This window comes from Quadrisphaera sp. RL12-1S, assembly GCF_014270065.1.
GTDB lineage: Bacteria > Actinomycetota > Actinomycetes > Actinomycetales > Quadrisphaeraceae > Quadrisphaera.
Genome location: NZ_JACNME010000004.1, coordinates 289,995 through 309,035, shown reverse-complemented (window position 1 = coordinate 309,035; position 19,041 = coordinate 289,995). Strand labels below are relative to the sequence as shown.

The following is a 19,041-nucleotide window of genomic DNA, read 5'->3' as shown; positions in this document are numbered from 1 at the left end:
CACCACACCTGGCGACCCGCGTCATGTCATGGGCAGCCGCGAGCACGCCACTCGTGCTCCAGCACCGCCAGCAGCACGTGGTCGTGCCAGGCGCCGGCGTGGAAGCCGACCTCGCGCAGGCGCCCCTCCTCGGTGAACCCCGCGCGGCGGTAGGCGGCCAGCGCCCGGTCGTTGAACGCCCACGCCTTGATCGAGACGCGGTGCAGCCCCAGCTCGTCGAAGGCGTAGCGCAGCAGCACCGCCAGCGCGTCCGGCCCGAGGCCCCGTCCCTGGTGGTCCGGACCGAGGATGACCGCCGCCTCGGCGCTGCGGTCCCACCAGGTGGCCCCCCACAGCGTGACGTGACCCGCCAGCTGGCCCGTGGCCCGCTCGACCACGCTGAGTCCGACGTCGGCGGTCTTGGCGTCGTTGATGCTCCAGGAGCGGAACTGCTCGACGGCGGAGCCGGTGGAGCGGGGGACGACGACGCCGCGCTGCAGCGGGGCGCTCGCCACGTCGTGCCACCACGCGTCCAGGAGCGGCAGGTCCTCCTCGGCGAGCGGCCTCAGGTGCACCAGGTCTCCTCGCAGGAGACCCGCGGCGTAGGACCGGGCGCTGTCGGTGCTGGTCACGGCGGCCACCGGTCGATGATCACAGGTGCGGCGGCGCCGGGACGCCGGTGCGGGCCAGGATGACCCGCGTGGACCTCCCGCCCTGGCTCGCCTCCGCAGCCCGACCGGTGACCGCCGCAGGAGCGCTCGTGCGCGGACCGGACGGTGCGGTGCTCCTCGTGGAGCCGACCTACAAGCCGACGTGGGAGGTCCCGGGCGGTGTCGTGGAGGCCGGCGAGCCACCGCGGGCGGCGTGCCAGCGCGAGATCTCCGAGGAGCTGGGGCTGGGCCCCGGGGAGCACGGCGTGAGCGTGGGCCGGCTGCTGTGCTTCGACTGGACCGACCGCTCCCACGGGGCGCCTGCGCTGCGGCTGCTGTACGACGGCGGCGTCCTCGACGACCTCGGGGCGGTGCGGCTCCCTCCCGCGGAGCTGGCGTCTGCCCGACTCGCCTCACCGGAGGAGGTGGAACGGCTGTGCGGGGAGAGGCTGGCGCGCCGGATCCGCGCGGCTGTCGCCGCACTCGCCTCGGGTGACCTCGCCGAGATCGACGACGGCGACGACGACGGCGACTGGCCCGCAGCGTGACGGCGCCGGTCCCGTACCGCCCGCTGCCCCTCGACCTGAGCGACGTCCGCTACGAGCACGGTCCCGCCTCGGTCCGGCAGCCGGGTGTGCCGGTCGGGCGGACGGAGCAGCTGGTCTGGGACAGCAGCCGCGTCTACCCCGGCACGACGCGCCGCATCTGGGTGCACGTCCCCGCGGCCATGCCGCCCGACGAGCCCGCCGGGCTGGTGGTCTTCAACGACGGCTGGTGGACGCTCGACCCCGACGCGGAGGTCCGCGGCGCCGTGGTGCTGGACGACCTCGTCCACCGCAGCGAGGTCCCGCCGACGGTCGGTGTCTTCGTGGACCCCGGGGTGTTCCCGGGGGCGGTGCAGCCGAAGAACCGCAACGCCGAGTACGACGCGTTCGACGACCGGTACGCCACCTTCCTGCTCACCGAGGTGGTCCCGCTGGTGCGGGAGCGCCGCGCGCTCACCGACGACCCGGCCCGCTGGGTGGTGGTCGGAGGGAGCAGCGGCGGGGTCGCCGCGTTCACCTCGGCGTGGCTGCGACCCGACCGGTTCGGGTCAGCGCTGTGCTTCCTGTCCAGCTTCGCGCAGGTGCCGGGCGGCAACCCCTACCCGGAGCTGGTCGCCAGCAGCCCGCGCAGGCCGGTGCGCTTCTTCCTCCAGGCGGCGGCCCGGGACCTCGGGTGGGACCGCCCGTCGATGAACTGGCTGGCGGAGAACCTCCGGACCGCGGCCGCGCTCGCCGAGGCCGGGTACGACCTGCGGCTGGTGGTCGGGGACGGTGGCCACAACCCCAACCACGAGGGCGTGCTCCTGCCCGACGCCCTCCGCTGGGCGCTGGCGGGGCCGCCGACCCGCGCTCGCGACGGGGACTGAGTCCTGCGGGCCCGCGAGGGGCACGTGCGTGCCCGCAGCCGTCCCGAGGTGCCGGAACCCCGGCTGGAGCTGTCGGAACGGGGACGGGGTTCCGACACGTCGGGGCAGGGTTCCGACACGTCGGGGCAGGGTTCCGACACGTCGGGGCAGGGTTCCGACACGTCGGGGCAGGGTTCCGACAGGTCGGGGCATGATCACGTCACCTCAGGCGCCCCGCGCCGCCGGAGGGCGACACCACCGGAGCGTCACCCACCGTCGCCTTACGGATGAAGGGGGCGTTTCGAGTGGTCTGCGTCACGCACAGCGAGCATCCTCGACGTGGGACAGCTGCAGCAGCGGGGGCGGTCAGCGATGGGTTCACAGTGCGTGAGGTCGTTCCTCAACCTCCCCCACGACGACGGCGCCGCCCGCACCGTGCGCGCCCACCTCTCCGCCGTCGGCACCTCGTGGAGCCCGCAGGTGCTGCACGCAGCGCTCCTGCTCGCCACCGAGGCCGTGACCAACGCGGTGCGCCACGCACCCAGCGCCCCGGTCCTGGTGCGCATCGCCGACGACGACGAGCTGCTCGGCATCGAGGTGGTCGACGCCGGCACCTCGCCCCTGCCGCCGTCGCGCTGCGAGAGCTCTCCCATGCCGGCCACACGTCACCTCGGAGGGCGCGGCCTGCCGCTGTTCGGGCTCCTGTCCGACCGGTGGGGCAGCCAGCTGGAGCAGGTCGACGACGACGACCGCGGCAACGCGGCTCCCGGCGAGCGCCACGTCGTCTGGTTCACCCTCGCCCACAGCGCCCAGCCGCTGACGCGGGCCGCCGGCCGCGAGCGCCGCACGCGTGCGCAGCCGAGCGGCCCGACGGGCCAGCGGCAGACCGGTGCTCCGAGCTTCGCCGCCGTCCACGCGGTGCCCAGGGCCGCCGCGGGCTAGTCCCCAGGGTGCGTCAGCGCAGGTCCCACAGGCCGATCCGGTCTCGGAAGGCGTCGGCGACGCGCTGCACGGCGCCGTGGACACCGAGCACCCTGCGGACCTCTGCACCGGTCGCTGACGAGGCGCCTTCCGCCCACGCGAGGAGCTCGCGCAGGTCGTCCCCGACAGCAGGGTCGACCTCAGCCCAGCGGTGCGCGCCCGTCGTGCGGTCCGTGGTCCAGGTGGCGTCGTGGACGCTCACGAGTCCGGCCGCGGCCAGGAGGGTCTTGCGCGCCACCCTCCTCCCCAGGGCCGCCGCTTGCGGCCGGTCGAGGCGCGACTCGCCACCGCCCTCGCGGCGCCAGCGGACCAGGCAGGTGGCGATGTCGCCGTTGAAGCCGCGGGCGTCGGCGGGGAACGGCGACCAGCCCGCGGTGACGTCATCACCTGCCACCAGCACGCAGTAGTGGCGCAGGAAGACCCTGTTGCCGTGCGCCTCGTCGTCGTCGCCCTCGAGGTCCGCGAGCTGAGCGGCCCCGAGGGCGACCTCGCGGGCCACGCCCCTGAAGCGCTCCGACAGGTCCTCGCCCACCGAGGTGGCAGCAGCTCGCGGAACGCCGACCACCACGACGTCGACGTCTGAGCCAGGCGGTCGCGCCTGCCCGGTGGCCACCGATCCGTAGAGCAGCAGGGATGCCGGCGCTGTCGGCGGTCGCACCCCCTCGAAGGCGGCGACCAGCTCCTTGACGACCGGCTCGTAGGTCGCCGGGACCCGGGTCCTTGCAGCCCCGGTGCGGATGCAGCCGCCGTCGTCGACGCCTTCGAGCGGATCTCTCACGGGACTAGCGTGGCCCAGCCCGAGGTGAGGAGTCAGCCCTGTGGACCTGCAGGACGCGGTCGAGCTGGCATCGACGGCGATCGGTCGGCCGGTGCGAGTGGCGCCCACCAGCAGCGGCGGCGACCACCGGTCCTGGTGGGTCGAGCGGACGCACGTGCTGCGCTGTGCATCGAACGCAGAGGGCAGCGATCGTCTGCACAGGGAGGTCCAGCTGCGCCAGTTCCTGCGGGACCGCACGGCGGTTCTCGCCCCGCGCAGCGCCGGTTCGGGCACCTGGCGCGGGCTGGCCTGGACCCTGGACGAGCGGCTGGCCGGGGAACCTGTGGACGAAGCAGCTCCCGGTCCGGCGGGCGCCGTCGACAGCGACCTGGTCGGAGTCATGGCGGCGCTGCGCGGCGCGGCTGAGGAGGAAGGGATCGTCCGGGGACTCCCGTCGCTGGCGCTTCCCGACCTTCCCACGCTGGTGGGGAACGCCGAGCGGGCATGCCGAGCCCTGGGTCTCGACAGTGCGGCGAGCTGGCTGGTGGGTCCCGGCGCGAGGGCGTCCACGGAAGGCCCGCGCATCGACCGACAGGTGCTCGTCCACGGCGACCTCAAGGGCGAGCACCTGCTCGTGGCCGGTGGGCGCCTCAGTGGGGTCCTGGACTGGGCCGACGCTGGCCGCGGCCCAGCCAGCCTTGACGTCGAGGGCCTGGCGGTCTCCCTGGGAGGCCCGCGCGCGATGACCGTCGCGTCTGCGGCTGGGACGCCCGACGCGGAGATCGACCGGGGCCTGCTGCTCGCGCGGTGCCGCACGAGCCTGCGCCTGTCGGCACTGGTGCGCGGGGAGCCGTCCGGTCCCGAGCCGCTCTTGCGCCGGCAGTGGACGCTCGCGTGGATGGCTACCTGACGACCTGGTGTGGGCTGGAGGGCTCACGAGCTGCTCACCACCGCGACCGGCGGCCGGGCCGGCTTGAGCCTCGCGGCGAGCGTCGCGCGCGCTGCGGCGTAGCGGCTGCGGGCGGTGGAGGGCGTGACGTCGGTCATCTGCGCCGCCTCGGCGATCGAGAAGCCCTCCCAGTGCACCAGGCGCACGAGCTCGCGTTGGGCGGCGGCAAGGCGTCGAGCGCCTCCTCGACGCTGACCGATGACAGGGAGGACGACGACGGCGGTCGCGTCCGGAGCTGCTCCGCCAGCTGGGTGCGCAGGGCGGCGGCGAGGTCATCCGCGCGTCGCGCGCCGCGCACGTGGTTGGCCAGCACGTTGCGGGCGGTGACGAAGAGCCACATGCGCAGCGGCTCGTCGGCGGCCGGGAGGTGGTCGACCCTGCGCCAGGCGATGACGAAGACCTCCGAGAGCAGGTCGGCGGCGTCCTCGGTGGGGCGGACGCGGCGCTGCAGGTAGGCCAGCACGTCCGAGCCGTGCGCCTGCACCGCGGCGGTGAGCCGGATAGCGGGACCGGTGTCCGGGCGGCTCATCGCGAGCCCCCGCCGTCGCTCACCGGTGCCTGGCAGAGTCGCGCCACGCTGCCTGAGGCCCACTGGCCCGTCTCCATCCCCTGAGCGGCGAGGTGGGCGCCGATCATGTTCCAGATCGTGTCGCCGTAGGCGTCGCCCAGGACGTCCTCGTCGCCGAACATCTCCGCGCGTGTGACGGTGCGGATCTCCTTCCCGTCCGCTCCAACCTCGGTCACCATCTCCTGGCGTCCCTCCGAGAACTCCGCTGTGGGGTCGATGTCCTCGACGGACAGGGACGCCACGTAGGCGAGGGCCGACTGGAAGGCGGGGTCCTCGGCGGAGCCGCGGTCGGCGTCGAGGTCGAAGCCCACTGCCGCGCACCGTCCCGGCGTCATGTGGTCGGTGGTCGACGACAGGGTCCAGCCGGCCGTCTCGTCCTTGAAGCTCTGCGGGCTGTCATCGTCCGCAGCGGCCATCGACGCTCCGGACGCGGCGAGCACCACAGCACCGGCACCGAGCGCGAGGCGTCGCCGGAGACTGCGGCGGCGTCCGCCCGAGATCGGCGTGACAGCGCCGGGCCGGGTCGCCTGCAGCAGCGCCTGGACGTGGGCGTCGACGTCGTCCCCGCTGGCCGCGGACGGGGCAGTCTGCGCGAGCAGCTCGTCGAGGCCGTCGTCATCATGGTCTCGGGGCGGGGGAAGGAGGTGGGTCGCCATCGGACGGCTCCTGGGGTGGCTGGGTGGTCGGGACGTGCGCGCACCTCTACATGTCCGGCGCAGCGCGGAACGTCCACCGAGACGCGATCTTCTTCAGACGACCTCGGGCGCCACCGGCCGCGGGCCCCGCGCCGCGTAGAGCAGCACACCCACGGCCAGCACCGCGAGCGCGGAGGCCAGCGCCGGGCCGGAGTCGGCAGGGACACCGGACACCGTCGGCCACGCCCACCACCCCGCGGCGTCGACGGTCGGCTTGGGTGCGGCGAGGTAGACGACCGTCCCGTACCCGAACACCGGCGCCCACGCCGCCCGTGCCGGCAGCAGCGCCGCCGACGCCAGCGCGATGCCCGCGAAGCCCGAGGCGTTGCGCGCCATGGCCACCGCGCCGAACTGCCACGGGTCGGGCAGCACGGCGAGCACCAGCACCCCCGCGGCCAGCCCCACGGCGAGCACCGCGTGCGCGCCGCGCCACCACGCCGTGGTCCGCGCCGCGCTGCGCTCCAGGGCGGTGTCCGAGCCCGCGAGGGTCGCCAGCACCAGCAGCGCCCCCGCGAGCGCCGCCCCGACCACCACCGGCGGTCGGGCGCGGGGTCCGTCGAAGCGCGGGCTGTGGCTCAGCGCGTCCGCGCACCACGCCGCCACGAGGACGACGACGACGAGCGCCACCAGCGCCTCGGGCACGTGCCGCGCGCGGGCGTGCAGCCAGGCGCCCCTCAGACCGCCCAGCCCCCTCACCAGGCGGCCAGCCGCTCGAGCTCGGCCTCGTCGCAGCTGCGCGACGCCGGCACGAAGGCGGTCATCCACGCGCGGGCCTGTTCCGGGTCCGCTTCGAGCCGGGTGGCGAGGGCTGCGCCGCGCTCGTCCTCGGCGAACGCCGGCTGCCCCAGCAACCTCTGGGCGGTGTCGCTCACGGTGATGGCCCAGGCCGGGAAGCGCTGCTCCATCCCAGGGCAGAAGAAGTTGGTCAACGAGCTGAGGTTGGTGTCGGCCCACTGCTGGGCGTTCTGCTCGTCCCAGCCGGCGCGGTACGGACGGCCCAGTCCCGACAGGTTGATCAGCGGCAGCACACCGCTCGCCGGGGTCACACCCCAGTCGAGCTCCTCGGCGCGGTCGACCGGCAGGTAGCGCCCGACCACCTGCAGCTGCTGCCTCGCGACGGTCGTCACCTCGGGAAGGAGGCTGGCGTGGACGCGCTGCACGCAGACCACGGGCGCGTCGTCGGTGCACACGAGGGCCGTGGCACCGGGGTCTGGCACGACCCACGAGTACTGGACGCTCCCCGCCTGCGAGCGCAGGTCCGCGGTGTGGTGGGGCAGCACCTGCAACGCCACCCCGCACGCCAGCGCCACCGCCGTGACCGCGGCGGCCACCCTCCAGTGACGCCGGCCGCCGATCGCGACGACACCCACCAGCACGACGAGGCACACGGCCCAGGCAGCAGCCAGCGGGACCACTGCGGCCGCCAGCTGCTGGCCGTCGAAGACGCCGAGCGGCGCGAACGGGACCATCTGCGCCCAGCGCGAGCCGGAGTAGAGCGGGAAGGCGCTGGCGACGTAGAGCGCGATGCCGAGGGCCGGCGGTGCGAGGCGGCCGGGCACCCAGCGCCCGACGGCGGAGCCGATGGCGGCGCAGAGCACCGTGCCGAGCGCCAGGAGCAGCAGCGTCGCCCACCACCGTCCGCCCCAGTACGAGACCGACGGGTAGACGCCTCCCACGACGGCCGCGGTCTGCGCCAGCCAGCCTGCCAGAAGCGCCGCGGTCACCGCGCCCGAGGTGGCCAGCCTGCGCTGCCAGGACGGCCGGGCGGTGCTGGCCAGGAGGTCGCCCATCCGGCGGCGCCGCTCGCGCCCGGCCACCCAGGCGGCGGCCGTCGCGACGACAGGCCCGAGCACGATGCCGTGGCTCGAGACGACCTCGAGGGCGCTGGCGACCGTCGAGGACCAGCTCGACCAGGTGCTGAAGGGTCGCTGCCTGCTGGCGAAGAGCACCGTGCCGGTGAGTGCCAGGGCGACCAGGAGCAGGGGGCCGCCGGTGCGCCGCCACTCCAGGGCGGTCACCCGCTGCCAGGTCACGAGTCCGCTCCCGGCGCAGGCCCGCTCGTGATCGGCGTGGCGGGCTCGGGCAGCACGACCGGTGCTCCGTCGCCGCGCACGCGGGCCGCGCGCAGCACGCCGGTGTAGCCGCGCTCGATGGCGGAGGCCAGGCCGTCGTCGGCGACCGCACCCCTCTCGTCGTCGTTCTCAGCGCCACCGCGGCGGCCGGCGTCGGCGAGGCCCGCCGGCGTGCCGGTGGCGACCACCTTCCCGGCCTCCATGAGGACGACGTGCGTGCAGGCGCCGGCGACGTCCTCCACGAGGTGCGTGGAGACGACGACGGCGGCGTCGAGCGCCAGCTCGCGCAGCAGCGCCCGGAACGCGACGCGCTGCTCGGGGTCGAGGCCGGCGGTCGGCTCGTCGAGCAGGAGCACCCGCGGGTCGTTGACGAGCGCCTGCGCCACGCCGGCGCGGCGCAGCATGCCGCCGGACAGCGACTTCATGCGGTCACCGGCGCGGTCGGCCAGACCGACGCGCTCGAGAGCGGTGTCGACGGCGACGCCGGCGCGCGCGGCGGGCACCTCCTTGAGCCAGGCGAAGTACTCGACGAACTCGCGCACGGTGAACCGCGGGTAGTAGCCGAAGGCCTGCGGCAGGTAGCCGATCTGCCGGCGCAGCTGACGACGGCGGTGGACATCGCGGACGTCCACGCCCAGCGTGCTGACCCCACCGCCGGACGGCGGCAACACGGTGGCCAGCACGCGGACCAGCGAGGTCTTGCCCGCCCCGTTGGGGCCGAGCAGGCCGTGCACGCCCGCGCTGAGGCGCAGGTCGAGCCCGTCCACGGCCCGCCGCTGCTTCTTCCCCCGGCCCAGCACCACCACCAGGTCGGACACCTCCACCAGCACGTCGTCCCCATGTCCGGTCACGCCGCTCCACCTCCCTCTCGCCACCGCGACCTCCCCGACGGGGTCCCGAGCGCGTCTCGCCGGACCAGCACCACGGCCAGCGCCGCGGCGAGGACCAGCAGCCACAGCGGCTGCGCCCACCCGCTGAGCAGGTGCACGGACCACGCCGCGTCAACGGGTCCAGGTGCACCGAGCTGACCGGGCACCACCCCGTCGGCCACGCGCAGCGCCCCGCCCGCTGGCTCGCCGGGCTGCAGCACCGGCACCCCGACCACCGCGAAGACCCACGCGAGGCCGACCAGCACCGCCGACCGCGCCAGCGGCAGCCACGTGCCCACCGCCAGCGCCGTGGCGGTGAGCGCCAGCGCGGGCAGCAGCCACAGCACAGGCAGCCACGCCCCGGACACCCCAGGGGTGCCGGCGAGGACCTCCGCGGGCCCCGGCCCGGTGACCGCCGTGATCAGCAGCCCCCCGACCAGCGCCATCGGCACCGCAGCGGCCAGCACGGCCAGGGTCCGCCACAGCACCAGACGCCACCCCGCCGACGGCGTCGACAGCTCCACCTCGTGCTCCGCCCCCGCGGCGACCGAGCTCAGCGCCACGCCCGCCACCGGCACCGCGGGGGCCAGGGCCCACAGCAGCCACGCGGTGCCGCTCTCCGGGCTCACCACCCGGTGCGTCACACCCGCGAAGGCGACAGCCGCCGCCACCGCGAGGGCGACAGCACCCAGTGACGTCGGGCGCAGCGCCCAGCGCAGGTGCCAGGGTGCACCCGAGCGGGCGAGCACCTGGCGGGCGCCGGCGCGCAGGCGCCCGGGCACCGCTGTGACCCCCACGTCCGCGGGCTGCGGAGGGGTCACGAGCACCCGCTCGCGCGCCAGCGCCAGCACGCGGCGGTCGTCGTCGTCCTGAGCGACCACCCGCGCGAGCTCGGCCCGGCACGGGCCGCACGAGGCGAGGTGGGCCTCAACGCTCCAGGCGTCGGCGAGACGGGCACGACCCAGCGAGAAGGCGACCAGCAGCGCGGGGCTCGCGTGCCACGGCTGCTGCTCTGCACCGCTGCTGCTCATGCCATCGCCGCCCTCAGCTGCGTGCGGGCACGCATGGCCCGCGTCTTCACCGTGCCCTCCGGCACACCCAGGAGCACCGCCGCCTCGCGGGTGCTCAGCCCGTCCAGCACCGTCGCCTGCAGGACCGCCCGCAGCTCCGGTGACAGGCCCTCCACCGCTGCGGCCAGCGGGCCGGTCAAGGTGGTGTCCACCACGTCCTCCTCCGCCGAGGAGACCCACGCCCGGGCCCCCGATGTCGCGTGCAGGTGCTCCAGCTCGTCGTGGCCGTGGTGGGCCACCGACGCCGCACGCTCCCGCACGGCGCGCCGCCGGAACGCGTCGACGAGCCGGCGGGCGGCGATGGTCCACACCCACGCGGCCACCTCACCCCGCCCGTCCCACGTCCCCGCTGCGCGCCAGGTGGCGCTGAAGGCCTCCTGCAGAACGTCGACGACGACGTCCTCGTCAGCGCACCGCCGCCGCAAGCGCACGAGCACCATCGGGGCCAGCCGGTCGTAGAGCTCAGCGAACGCCGCCGCGTCGCCGCGAGCGCTGGCGCGCAGCAGCGCCGCGTCGTCGGCGGTCGCCGGGTCCACGCTCCTCACACCTCCTCTGACGCACGCCGCGCCTCGGTGGTTCACGGTCGCGATGATCTCTGCGCCGCGGTGTGAGCATCACGCGGGACCGCCGAGGGCCAGGTGACCCGCGAGCAGGTGCTCGCCCTGACGGCCGGTCCGGAGGTCGAACCCGCGGACGAGGGATGATCGACCTTCGGCGCTACCGGGCCACCGGGTCGCCTTCCTGGCGTCGAGGACGTGAGCATGAACGCCGCCGCCCTGACCGCCCCTCCCGTGCCGCGCGCCCAGCCCGCACGCCCGCGCCGCGCGTGGCGCGCCGTGGGCGAGGTCGTCGTCGTCCTGGTCCGCCTGCTGCTGGGGCTGCTCGCCCTGGCGGCGCTCCCCCTGCGGAACCGCTGGCCGCTGTCGGCGGCCGTCAGGAAGCGGGCTCAGGCGCTGCCGGCGACGAAGGCACGGATGTGAGCGTGGCCGTGGACGGCGCTGACGACGAGCGGGTCGTCGTCCTCCTCCAATGCCGCGACCGCGTCGGGCGGCAACGCGCGCTGACCGGCCAGGTACCAGCGCTCGACCGCCGTCCCCTCCCGCGCGAGGCGGCGAGCGCGCTCCGGGTCGTGCTCGTCCGCCTCGCCGGCGCCCCCCTCGCGCAGCACCTGCACCTGCAGCCACGCCTCCGGCGCGGTGTCGTCGCCGTTGCGCACCAAGGCCGACGCCGCGGGGTGGAGCGTCGCGGACACGTGCAGGCCCGGGACCTCCTCCGGGGCCCAGAACGCCGAGAACTGGTCAGGCTCGTGGCTGGCGTCCCGCTGCGGCGGGACACCGAGGACCTCCTCGAGTCGGACGAGCATGTCGGCCAGCGCCGCGCGGGCGGCGTCGTCGTCCGCTGAGCCGAGGTGCACCGAAAGGGTCGGCGGGGTCAGCGACGTCCAGGTGGTCAGGTCGGAAGGGTGGTCGAGCACCCACACGCCGCCGCGCCGGTGGCGCCGCCAGCCGCGGACGGTCAGCCCGTCGGCGAGCGAGCCGACGTCGTCGAGCAGCCCGTCATCGGCGGCCGCCCGCACCAGGTCCAGGACGACGGCGGACGCTGCTGAGGTCACGCGGTTCCCCTGCACAGCGGGGAGTGTCGCCCCGCGGCGGTCGCCTGGTCCACTGCCGCTGTGGAGCAGACCGGCACTCCCCACCACGCGGTGAGGGGGCGGTACCTGAGCTTCGCCCGGCTCGAGGCCGCTGGATCCTCCCGCGTCTACGAGCGACTCGCGCTGGCCGTGCAGGCCGACGACGCAGCGGTCGCGCTCCTCTGCGCGCTGCCTGCTGGGAAGGCCCAGCCGAACCTGCTGTTCGGCGCGCTGCGCTGGCACGGCGTGCCCGTCGACGCCCCGGGTGCAGCGCTCGCGTGGCTGCTCGACCACGAGGACGCCGTGCGCGACACGCTGCTGGAGCGCTCGACGCAGACCAACGAGGCCGCCCGGTGCGCGGTGCTGCTGCCGGGCCTCGCCGAGCTGGCGGCGCGCACCGACGGTCCGCTCGCCGTGGTCGAGGTGGGCGCGAGCGCCGGCCTCTGCCTCCTCTACGACGCCTGGCGGTACCGGTACGCGCTGCCGGACGGGCGCGAGCACGTCGTCGACGGGTCGGCGGGCAGCGCGGTCGGGCTGCCGTGCGCGGTGGACGGGCCGCGGGCGGAGCGGCGGCTGCCGGACGCCGTCCCCGCCGTCGCGTGGCGCGTGGGGCTGGACCTCTCCCCCCTCGACCCGTCCGACGTCGACACCCGCCGCTGGCTGCAGTGCCTCGTCTGGCCCGAGCACGTCGACCGGGAGGAGCGGCTGCGCCGAGCCCTGGACGTCGCGGCCGAGCTCCGTCCGTCCGTGGTGGCCGGTGACATGACCACGGACCTCGCGCCGCTGCTGGCGCAGGCTCGCCGCCACCTCGACGACGTGGCCGGTCTCGGACGCGGGGCCGTCGTGGTGACTCACAGCGCCGCGCTGGCCTACCTCAGCCCGGGCGAGCGCGGCGCCGTGCGGACGGTCATCGCCGAGGCCGGGGCGCACCGCCTGGGGATGGAGGGCCGAGCCGTCCTCCCCGACCTCGTCGACGCCCTGCCGGAGCAGGTCCCGGGTGACGGCCGCTTCGTCGTCTCGCTCGACGACGTGCCGCTCGCCCTGGCCGCGCCGCACGGGTCGACGCTCGCGCTCCTCTGAGCATCCGCCGAGGGCTGCGGCACGACCTACGCCGTGGGCGCCGGTCCGTGGACCGTGATGGCGTAGCCGTCCGGATCGGCGAGCACGAAGGTGCGCCCGAAGGGGCTGTCGAACGGGGCCTGCAGCACCGGCACGCCGGCGGCGACGAGGTCGTCGTGGAGGGCCTGCGCGTCGTCCGCGGCGAGCCACAGCGCCACGCCGGCGCCGGGCCGCGGGCTGATGGCGCCGAGGTCGAGGCCGGGCAGCGGCTCTCTCACGGCGAAGGGGGTCGGCGAGGTGGCGAACACCACGGCGCCGGGCGGGCTGGCGGGTGCGCGACGGAGCCCGAGTCGCGTCTCGTAGAAGGACGCCGAGGCGGCGACGTCGCGCACCTGCAGGGCGATGAAGTCGGGACCGGAGACGACAGCCACGGGAACGCTCCTCACTGTGTCAATTAGACTGACACGGGCGACTCTATGTCAGACTCCTGACATGGGGCAAGTGAGGGTCGATGTCGACAGTTCTGCCGGGCTGGCGCTCAAGCGCGCCGCAGCAGCGCTGCGCTCCGCCATGGACGAGGCCCTCCGCCCGCTCGACGTCTCCGTCACCCAGTACGCCTGCCTGGAGCAGCTCCAGCACCGGCCGGGCATGTCGGCGTCCGACCTGGCCCGCGTCACCTTCGTCACCCGGCAGTCGGCGCACACCACGCTGCAGGGGCTCGAGCAGCGCGGGCTGCTCACCCGTCCGGAGCAGGCGCCCTCCGGGCGGGCCCTGCCCACCCGCCTGACGGCGGCCGGCGAGGAGCTGCTCGCTCGCGCGAGCGGTGTCGTGGCGCGCGTGGAGTCCGCGATGCTGGCCCCGCTGGGTGACGGCGGCGCGCAGCGCTTCCACGCCGACCTCCTGGCCTGCACCGCTGCGCTGCAGGCCGGAAAACCCCTCGACGCGCCGCCAGCCGCTCCCCCAGGGTGACCGCATGGCGCACCAGCCCGGACCGCCTGGCGCCGTCGAGGACGACGACGTCGACGTGCTCCTCGCCGACGCCCTCGCGGCGCCTCTGTCCGGCTGGGACTTCTCGTGGGCAGCCGGCCGCGTGCACACCGCGCCGCTGAGCTGGTCCTACGAGGACCTGGCCGTCGCCCGGCTCACCACCGCCGGTCGGGTGCTCGACGTCGACACCGGCGGCGGCGAGCTCCTCTCATCACTCCTGTGCCGAGCCGTCCTCCCAGCCGCGGACGGTCGCAGGGTGACGGCCACCGAGGGCTGGCCGCCCAACATCCCCGTCGCGGTGTCTCGGCTGGGCCCGCTGGGCGTCGTCGTCGTCGAGGCGCCCGCCGACCACCTGCCCCTGGCGGACGCCTCGGTGGACCTCGTGCTCGACCGCCACGGCCGGCTGGTCGCCGGTGAGGTGGCCCGCGTCCTCGCCCCCGGGGGCTCGCTCATCACGCAGCAGGTGGGCAGCGAGGACTGCACGGACCTCAACGAGGCGCTCGGGGCCGCTGCGCCCCGAGCGCCGGGCTCGTGGACGGCGCGTGTGGCCGCCGACTCACTGACCCGCGCCGGGCTGGTGGTCGAGGACGTGCGCGAGGAGCGCCCCGCGATGGTGTTCGACGACGTCGGCGCCGTGGTCCTGCACCTGCGGTCCGTCCCGTGGCAGCTGCCGGGGACGTCGGTGACCGACCACCTCGACACGCTCCGCCGCCTCGGGGCGCGAGGGCCGCTGGAGGTGCGGACCCACCGCTTCCTCGTCACCGCCCGTCGCCCGGCCACGCCGTGACCAGCGATCTCGACGGCGCGGACGACGACGGCGACGCCGCCGAGGAGGTCCTCCACGGGGGCTTCTCCACCCGCGTGGTGCGCAAGGGCTCGACGGTGCGCCGCACCGCGTCGCCGTGGACGCCGACGGTCCACGCGCTGCTGCGGCACCTGCGCGCCTCCGGGGTGACGCGCGTGCCGCGCCCGCTGGGCTTCGACGAGCAGGGCCGCGAGGTGCTCGAGCACGTCGAGGGCAGCACCGCGTGGTGGCCCTGGCCGGAGCCGCTGCGCTCGGACGCCGGGCTGGTGGCCGTGGCGCAGCTGGTGCACGAGCTCGGCGAGGCGCTGGCGACCTTCGTGGAGCCACCCGACGCCGTCTGGCACAGCGGCCCCGCACAGGGCTCGACGCACCAGCGCGGCCTCGTGGTGCGCCACGGCGACCTGGCCCCGTGGAACACGGTCTGGCGCGGTGGGCGGCTCGTGGCGCTCATCGACTGGGACACCGCCGAGCCGGCACCGCAGGGCTGGGACGCGGCGCAGGCAGCGGCGACGTTCGTGCCGCTCGGGCCGATGACCCGCTACCGCGCGGAGCACCCGGTGCCGCCGCGACAGGTGGAGCACCGGTTCGCGCTGTGGTGCGCGGAGGTGGACGTGGCGCCGGAGCGGCTGCTCGACCTCGTCGAGGAGGTGCAGCGGTACGAGCGGGACCGCATCGCCGAGCGCGGGGCGCGGGGCGTCGAGCCGTACGCCACCTTCCTCGCGCGCGGCGACGTGGAGGTGGTCGACGCCGAGCGCGCCTGGCTCGCCGAGCACCGCGAGCGCCTCGTCGCCGCGGCGCGGGCCTGGAAGCGGACCTGAGCCCGAGCCGCCATCCGGACGGGGACGTCTCCGGCCCGCGCCGCGCGCGCCGAACCGTGGGAGGCTGACGATCTCGCTTCCCCCGAGCGCACCGCCGAGTGACCTGGAGCCGCACATGCCCCTCGCCGTCGTCACCGGAGCGCGCTCGGACCGCGGGACCGTCAGGCCCCACAACGAGGACTCCGGCTACGCCGGCAGGCGGCTCGCGCTGGTGGCCGACGGCGTCGGCGGCAGCGCGGCGGGTGACGTGGCCTCGGCGATCGTCATCGGTGAGCTGCTGCCCCTCGACGACCGCGACGACGAGCTGCACCCCGGCGAGGACCCCGCCTCCGCCCTCGGCGCTGCCATCACCCGCGCCCAGGACGCGCTGCTGGAGCACGTGGTCCACCACCCCGAGACCGCGGGCATGGGCACCACGCTGACGGCTCTCATGGCCACCGACGACGACGTGGTGCTCGCGCACATCGGCGACTCGCGCGCCTACCGCCGCCCGCTCGGCGGGGCGCTGCAGCAGGTCACCCGCGACGACACCTACGTCCAGCAGCTCGTCGACCAGGGGGTGCTGACGCCCGAGCAGGCCGACTCCCACCCGATGGGCAACATCATCACCGCCTGCCTGGGCACCGCCGGCTCCCACAGCACTCCGGTGCTGAGCCGCCACGCCGCCCACGCCGGGGACCGGTGGCTGCTGTGCTCCGACGGGCTGTCCGGGGTGCTGTCGGTGGAGACGATGCAGCAGGTCATGGACGAGGAGCCGTCGGCGTGGGTGTGCTCCCTGCGCCTGGTGGAGCTGGCGCTGCGGGCAGGGGCCACCGACAACGTCACGTGCGTGGTGGTCGCCGTCGTCCAGGACGACCAGGTGCTCCCGTTCCCGCCCCGCCTCGTGGGGGCCGCCGCGGACGGTGCCGACGCCGACGGGTACGGCCAGCACCTCTGAGCGCTCCCCCGACCGTCCCCCGGTCACCGCCGGCGGGCAGTGCGCACAACGCCCATGATCACGGACGGCGTGGCGGGTGCGCTCAGGTGAGGCAGAGCGCCACCACGGCCACGTCGTCGGTGGCGACCTCCGGCAGCATCTCGGCGAGCACGAGGTCGAGCAGCTGGTGGTGGTCGACGGCCTGCGGGGCCACCCGCGCCACGACCTCCTGCAGCCGTGCGATGCCCTGCTGCAGCGGCATGTCGCGGCGCTCCACCAGCCCGTCGGTGTAGAGCAGCAGCGTCGCGCCCACCCGCAGCGGGTGCTGCGTCTGCCGCCTCGCGGTGCCCGGGTCGACGCCCAGCAGGAGGTCCGTGGCGGGCGCCGTGAGCAGGCGCACGCCGCCGTCGTCGTCGAGGACCAGCGGCGGCGGGTGGCCGGCGTTCGACCACTCCACGAGCACGGGCGCCTGCTCGGCGCCGGGAGCGTCCGGCTCGGGCAGCCGCACCACGGCGGCGGTGGCGGTGGTGTCCATCCCGGAGGCGCGCATCAGCGCGTCAGCGCGGCGCAGCACCTCGGCGGGGCCGTCGTCGGTGAGCATCCCCAGCGTGCGCACGGTGGAGCGCAGCTGCGCCATCGAGGCGGCGGCGTCGGTGTCGTGGCCCATGACGTCGCCGATGACCGCGACGGCCGCCCCCGACGGCTGGGTGAAGACGTCGTAGAAGTCGCCGCCCACGCGCGCGGCCTCGGCGGCCGCCACGTAGCGGACGGCCACGTTCACGTGGCCGGGCACGGCCCCCGGCGACAGCGTCAGCAGCGAGCGCTGCAGGCCCTCCGCGAGGTCGCGCTGCTGGCGGAAGAGCCGGGACCGGTCCAGCGCCAGGCCGGCGCGGGCGGCGATGTCGGCCCCCAGGTCGACGTCGCGCGCCGTCAGGGGTGCGCGCTCGGCGTCCGTGCCCACCGTGAGCAGGCCCAGCGTGCGCCCGGCGCTGCGCAGCGACCAGGTCGCCATGGACGAGGGCGCCAGCTCCAGCAGCGCGTCGCGCGAGGGGCCGGGCCGCAGCAGCCCCGCCAGACGATCCAGCACCGGGCGACCGTCCTCGGTGGTGCCGGGCGCCGCCACGGTCAACGCCCCCGGTCCCAGCAGCGACTGCAGCACGCGCTGCCCCTCGCCGCTGAGCTCGTCCAGCCGGCGCTGCGCCACCACGCGCACGAGGTCGAGGCGGGTGCCGTCGTGGTGCCACCAGGCGACGTCGCGCAGGCCGTGGCGGCGCCGTGAGGCCGGGGTCGCGCCCGCTCCGCCGTCGTCGTCCGGGGGCTGGGCGGCCACGGAGGTGTCGTCCCCCACCACGGCGACCATCGCGAAGTCCCCGAGCCCCGGCACCACGAGGTGCGCGAGCCGGTCCACCGCGGCCTGCGCGTCGGTCACCTCCGACAGCTGCCGCGTCACCTCCGCGAGCAGCTGCAGGCGGGAGTTGGCCAGCTCGGCGTCGGCGCGGGCGGCCTGCTCAGCGGCCAGGGCGCGGTCGCGCTCGGCGTCGGCGGCGATCCGCCCGGACACGTCGGTCTGGATGCCCACGTAGTGCGTGACCTGGCCGTCGGCGTCGACGACGGGGCTCATCGCCACCTGGTTCCAGAAGGCGGTGCCGTCGGCGCGGTAGTTGAGCAGCACCTGGGTGATGGAGCGCCCGGTCTCCAGAGCCTCCCTCATCCGCAGCGTGGCGGTGCGGTCCGTGCCGGGCCCCTGGAGGAAGCGGCAGTTGCGCCCGACGGCCTGCTCGAAGGTGTACCCGGTGACCGCCGTGAAGGCGGGGTTCACCCACACCAGCGGCAGGTCCGGCTCCCGCGCGTCCGCCACCGTGAAGGACAGGCCGGTGGCCAGCACGGCGGCCTCCCTCACGGAGACCGCGGACGTGCGGCCGGTGGAGGTCGACGACGACGCACGCCCGTGCGCCTCGGCGGCTCGCTGCTGCATCTCCTCCCGGTCGCGCACGGGCAGGAACACCACCAGTGCGCGTCCCTGCAGGTCAGGGGCGTCGTCGAGGGGAAGGGCCACCACCCACAGCGGCTCGCGGCTGCGCCCGAGGTCCGACCGGCGGGCGGCGGAGACGCCCTGCCCGGCGACCGGCTCGAAGCGGGCGATGCGCGACAGCGGGTGCGCGGTCTCGTCCAGCTGGTCGCCGTCGAGGTCGCGCAGGTCGGCGGCGGCCGCCCACTCCTCCACGGGGACGGGCAGGTGCAGCCCGGGGGCCAGCTGGCCGGCCACCTCGTTGGCGTAGAGCACCCGCCGGCCGGCGAGGTCCACCACCAACACCGCGGCCGGGGCGTCGGGGCGCACCTGCGCCACGCCCCGCGGCAGGACCAGGCGGTCGCCGCCGGTCAGGTCGAGGGCCAGGACGGCCTCGTCGAAGGGGTCACCGGTCGAGGTGGCCTCCGGCACAGGGCCGTCGGCGCTCACTCCGAGGCGCCCTGCTGGCGGACCTGCTCCAGGGCCTGCTCGCGCGTCTCGAAGACCTCGAGCACGGCCGGCAGCCCCAGCGAGGCGAGCAGGTGGCGCAGCTCGTGGTTGGGCCCGGCGAGCACGAGGTCTCCCCCGCGGCCGCGCACGTCGCGCAGCACCGACAGCAGGGCGCCCACACCGGTGGAGTCGACGAACGGCACCGCGGTGAGGTCGACGACCACGGCCGTGGCCCGAGCCGATCCGTCCTCCGGCTCGGCCAGCAGCCGCGCGGACCACGCCCGCAGCTCCGGTGCCGCCTGGAGGTCGAGGTCACCGTCGAGGTGGAGGACCTCCACGTCCCGGTCACGGGTCAGTTCGGCGTCGAGCGGGCGGCGCACGGGGCCTC

General features: G+C 75.7%; 24 protein-coding genes. 10 read left to right on the top strand and 14 right to left on the bottom strand.

All coding sequences use genetic code 11. The features are described from left to right. Positions 1-26: 26 nt before the first annotated feature. On the bottom strand, positions 27-620 hold the full coding sequence (locus H7K62_RS10045; protein ID WP_222437345.1) for a GNAT family N-acetyltransferase: 594 nt from the start codon (positions 618-620) through the stop codon (positions 27-29). 59 nt (positions 621-679) lie between these two features. Here H7K62_RS10045 and H7K62_RS10040 point away from each other — a divergent pair, with 59 nt between their 5' ends. The 3 genes from H7K62_RS10040 (at position 680) to H7K62_RS10030 (ending at position 2,961) form a co-directional block, all read left to right on the top strand. Further along, entirely contained in the window at positions 680-1,177 is a 498-nt protein-coding gene (locus H7K62_RS10040; RefSeq protein WP_222437344.1) for an NUDIX domain-containing protein, read from the top strand. Beyond that, positions 1,174-2,040 (top strand): alpha/beta hydrolase, encoded by an 867-nt coding sequence (locus H7K62_RS10035; RefSeq protein WP_186717783.1) that lies wholly within the window; start codon positions 1,174-1,176, stop codon positions 2,038-2,040. The genes H7K62_RS10040 and H7K62_RS10035 overlap by 4 nt, the downstream gene beginning before the upstream one ends. Before the next feature lie 366 nt (positions 2,041-2,406). Further along, complete coding sequence (locus H7K62_RS10030) at positions 2,407-2,961, top strand: ATP-binding protein (RefSeq protein WP_186717782.1); 555 nt, start codon at positions 2,407-2,409, stop codon at positions 2,959-2,961. Positions 2,962-2,974: 13 nt separating this feature from the next. On the opposite strand, the gene H7K62_RS10025 is transcribed toward H7K62_RS10030, so the two are convergent. Beyond that, on the bottom strand, positions 2,975-3,778 hold the full coding sequence (locus H7K62_RS10025; protein WP_186717781.1) for a nucleotidyltransferase domain-containing protein: 804 nt from the start codon (positions 3,776-3,778) through the stop codon (positions 2,975-2,977). 40 nt (positions 3,779-3,818) lie between these two features. Here H7K62_RS10025 and H7K62_RS10020 point away from each other — a divergent pair, with 40 nt between their 5' ends. Continuing rightward, positions 3,819-4,667 carry an aminoglycoside phosphotransferase family protein gene (locus H7K62_RS10020; protein WP_186717780.1) on the top strand — a complete coding sequence of 283 codons (849 nt, stop codon included), beginning with the start codon at positions 3,819-3,821 and terminating at the stop codon, positions 4,665-4,667. 23 nt (positions 4,668-4,690) lie between these two features. Here H7K62_RS10020 and H7K62_RS23775 read toward each other — a convergent pair whose 3' ends face one another. From H7K62_RS23775 to H7K62_RS09985, 8 genes are all read right to left on the bottom strand, one after another. Then, on the bottom strand, positions 4,691-4,843 hold the full coding sequence (locus tag H7K62_RS23775; protein ID WP_370591720.1) for a sigma factor-like helix-turn-helix DNA-binding protein: 153 nt from the start codon (positions 4,841-4,843) through the stop codon (positions 4,691-4,693). After that, positions 4,801-5,235, bottom strand: coding sequence for an RNA polymerase sigma factor (locus H7K62_RS10015; RefSeq protein WP_222437342.1), 435 nt, complete (start codon positions 5,233-5,235; stop codon positions 4,801-4,803). Before H7K62_RS10015 ends, H7K62_RS23775 begins: the two co-directional genes overlap by 43 nt. Beyond that, positions 5,232-5,930 carry a hypothetical protein gene (locus H7K62_RS10010; protein ID WP_186717779.1) on the bottom strand — a complete coding sequence of 233 codons (699 nt, stop codon included), beginning with the start codon at positions 5,928-5,930 and terminating at the stop codon, positions 5,232-5,234. The genes H7K62_RS10015 and H7K62_RS10010 overlap by 4 nt, the downstream gene beginning before the upstream one ends. Positions 5,931-6,023: 93 nt before the next feature. After that, positions 6,024-6,665: a hypothetical protein gene (locus H7K62_RS10005; protein WP_186717778.1), complete on the bottom strand. Its 642-nt coding sequence runs from the start codon at positions 6,663-6,665 to the stop codon at positions 6,024-6,026. Further along, on the bottom strand, positions 6,662-8,002 hold the full coding sequence (locus H7K62_RS10000) for a hypothetical protein (RefSeq protein WP_186717777.1): 1,341 nt from the start codon (positions 8,000-8,002) through the stop codon (positions 6,662-6,664). The genes H7K62_RS10005 and H7K62_RS10000 overlap by 4 nt, the downstream gene beginning before the upstream one ends. After that, on the bottom strand, positions 7,999-8,871 hold the full coding sequence (locus H7K62_RS09995) for an ATP-binding cassette domain-containing protein (protein WP_370591719.1): 873 nt from the start codon (positions 8,869-8,871) through the stop codon (positions 7,999-8,001). Before H7K62_RS09995 ends, H7K62_RS10000 begins: the two co-directional genes overlap by 4 nt. A 17-nt stretch (positions 8,872-8,888) precedes the next feature. Beyond that, positions 8,889-9,941 (bottom strand): hypothetical protein, encoded by a 1,053-nt coding sequence (locus tag H7K62_RS09990; RefSeq protein WP_186717776.1) that lies wholly within the window; start codon positions 9,939-9,941, stop codon positions 8,889-8,891. Then, positions 9,938-10,525, bottom strand: a complete 588-nt coding sequence (locus H7K62_RS09985; RefSeq protein ID WP_186717775.1) for an RNA polymerase sigma factor — start codon at positions 10,523-10,525, stop codon at positions 9,938-9,940. The genes H7K62_RS09990 and H7K62_RS09985 overlap by 4 nt, the downstream gene beginning before the upstream one ends. Positions 10,526-10,741: 216 nt before the next feature. Between H7K62_RS09985 and H7K62_RS09980 the strand changes: the two genes are divergently transcribed. After that, a complete protein-coding gene (locus H7K62_RS09980) occupies positions 10,742-10,960 on the top strand; it encodes a hypothetical protein (protein WP_186717774.1) in 219 nt (72 codons plus the stop codon). On the opposite strand, the gene H7K62_RS09975 is transcribed toward H7K62_RS09980, so the two are convergent. Further along, positions 10,927-11,592 carry a hypothetical protein gene (locus H7K62_RS09975; protein WP_186717773.1) on the bottom strand — a complete coding sequence of 222 codons (666 nt, stop codon included), beginning with the start codon at positions 11,590-11,592 and terminating at the stop codon, positions 10,927-10,929. The genes H7K62_RS09980 and H7K62_RS09975 overlap by 34 nt on opposite strands. A gap of 60 nt (positions 11,593-11,652) precedes the next feature. Between H7K62_RS09975 and H7K62_RS09970 the strand changes: the two genes are divergently transcribed. Further along, a complete protein-coding gene (locus H7K62_RS09970) occupies positions 11,653-12,690 on the top strand; it encodes a DUF2332 domain-containing protein (protein WP_222437339.1) in 1,038 nt (345 codons plus the stop codon). 26 nt (positions 12,691-12,716) lie between these two features. Here the strand turns inward: H7K62_RS09970 and H7K62_RS09965 are convergent, their stop codons facing one another. Then, positions 12,717-13,100 (bottom strand): VOC family protein, encoded by a 384-nt coding sequence (locus H7K62_RS09965; RefSeq protein WP_186717772.1) that lies wholly within the window; start codon positions 13,098-13,100, stop codon positions 12,717-12,719. A gap of 61 nt (positions 13,101-13,161) precedes the next feature. On the opposite strand from H7K62_RS09965, the gene H7K62_RS09960 reads away from it, so the two are divergent. From H7K62_RS09960 to H7K62_RS09945, 4 genes are all read left to right on the top strand, one after another. Then, a complete protein-coding gene (locus H7K62_RS09960; protein WP_186717771.1) occupies positions 13,162-13,638 on the top strand; it encodes a MarR family winged helix-turn-helix transcriptional regulator in 477 nt (158 codons plus the stop codon). Between the two features lie 4 nt (positions 13,639-13,642). Further along, positions 13,643-14,443, top strand: a complete 801-nt coding sequence (locus H7K62_RS09955; RefSeq protein ID WP_186717770.1) for a class I SAM-dependent methyltransferase — start codon at positions 13,643-13,645, stop codon at positions 14,441-14,443. Beyond that, entirely contained in the window at positions 14,440-15,279 is an 840-nt protein-coding gene (locus H7K62_RS09950) for a phosphotransferase (protein WP_186717769.1), read from the top strand. The genes H7K62_RS09955 and H7K62_RS09950 overlap by 4 nt, the downstream gene beginning before the upstream one ends. 115 nt (positions 15,280-15,394) lie before the next feature. Next, on the top strand, positions 15,395-16,216 hold the full coding sequence (locus H7K62_RS09945) for a PP2C family protein-serine/threonine phosphatase (RefSeq protein ID WP_186717768.1): 822 nt from the start codon (positions 15,395-15,397) through the stop codon (positions 16,214-16,216). 82 nt (positions 16,217-16,298) lie between these two features. Here the strand turns inward: H7K62_RS09945 and H7K62_RS09940 are convergent, their stop codons facing one another. After that, positions 16,299-18,653: a SpoIIE family protein phosphatase gene (locus tag H7K62_RS09940; protein ID WP_186717767.1), complete on the bottom strand. Its 2,355-nt coding sequence runs from the start codon at positions 18,651-18,653 to the stop codon at positions 16,299-16,301. Then, entirely contained in the window at positions 18,650-19,033 is a 384-nt protein-coding gene (locus H7K62_RS09935; protein WP_186717766.1) for an STAS domain-containing protein, read from the bottom strand. Before H7K62_RS09935 ends, H7K62_RS09940 begins: the two co-directional genes overlap by 4 nt. Between the last annotated feature and the right edge of the window lie 8 nt (positions 19,034-19,041).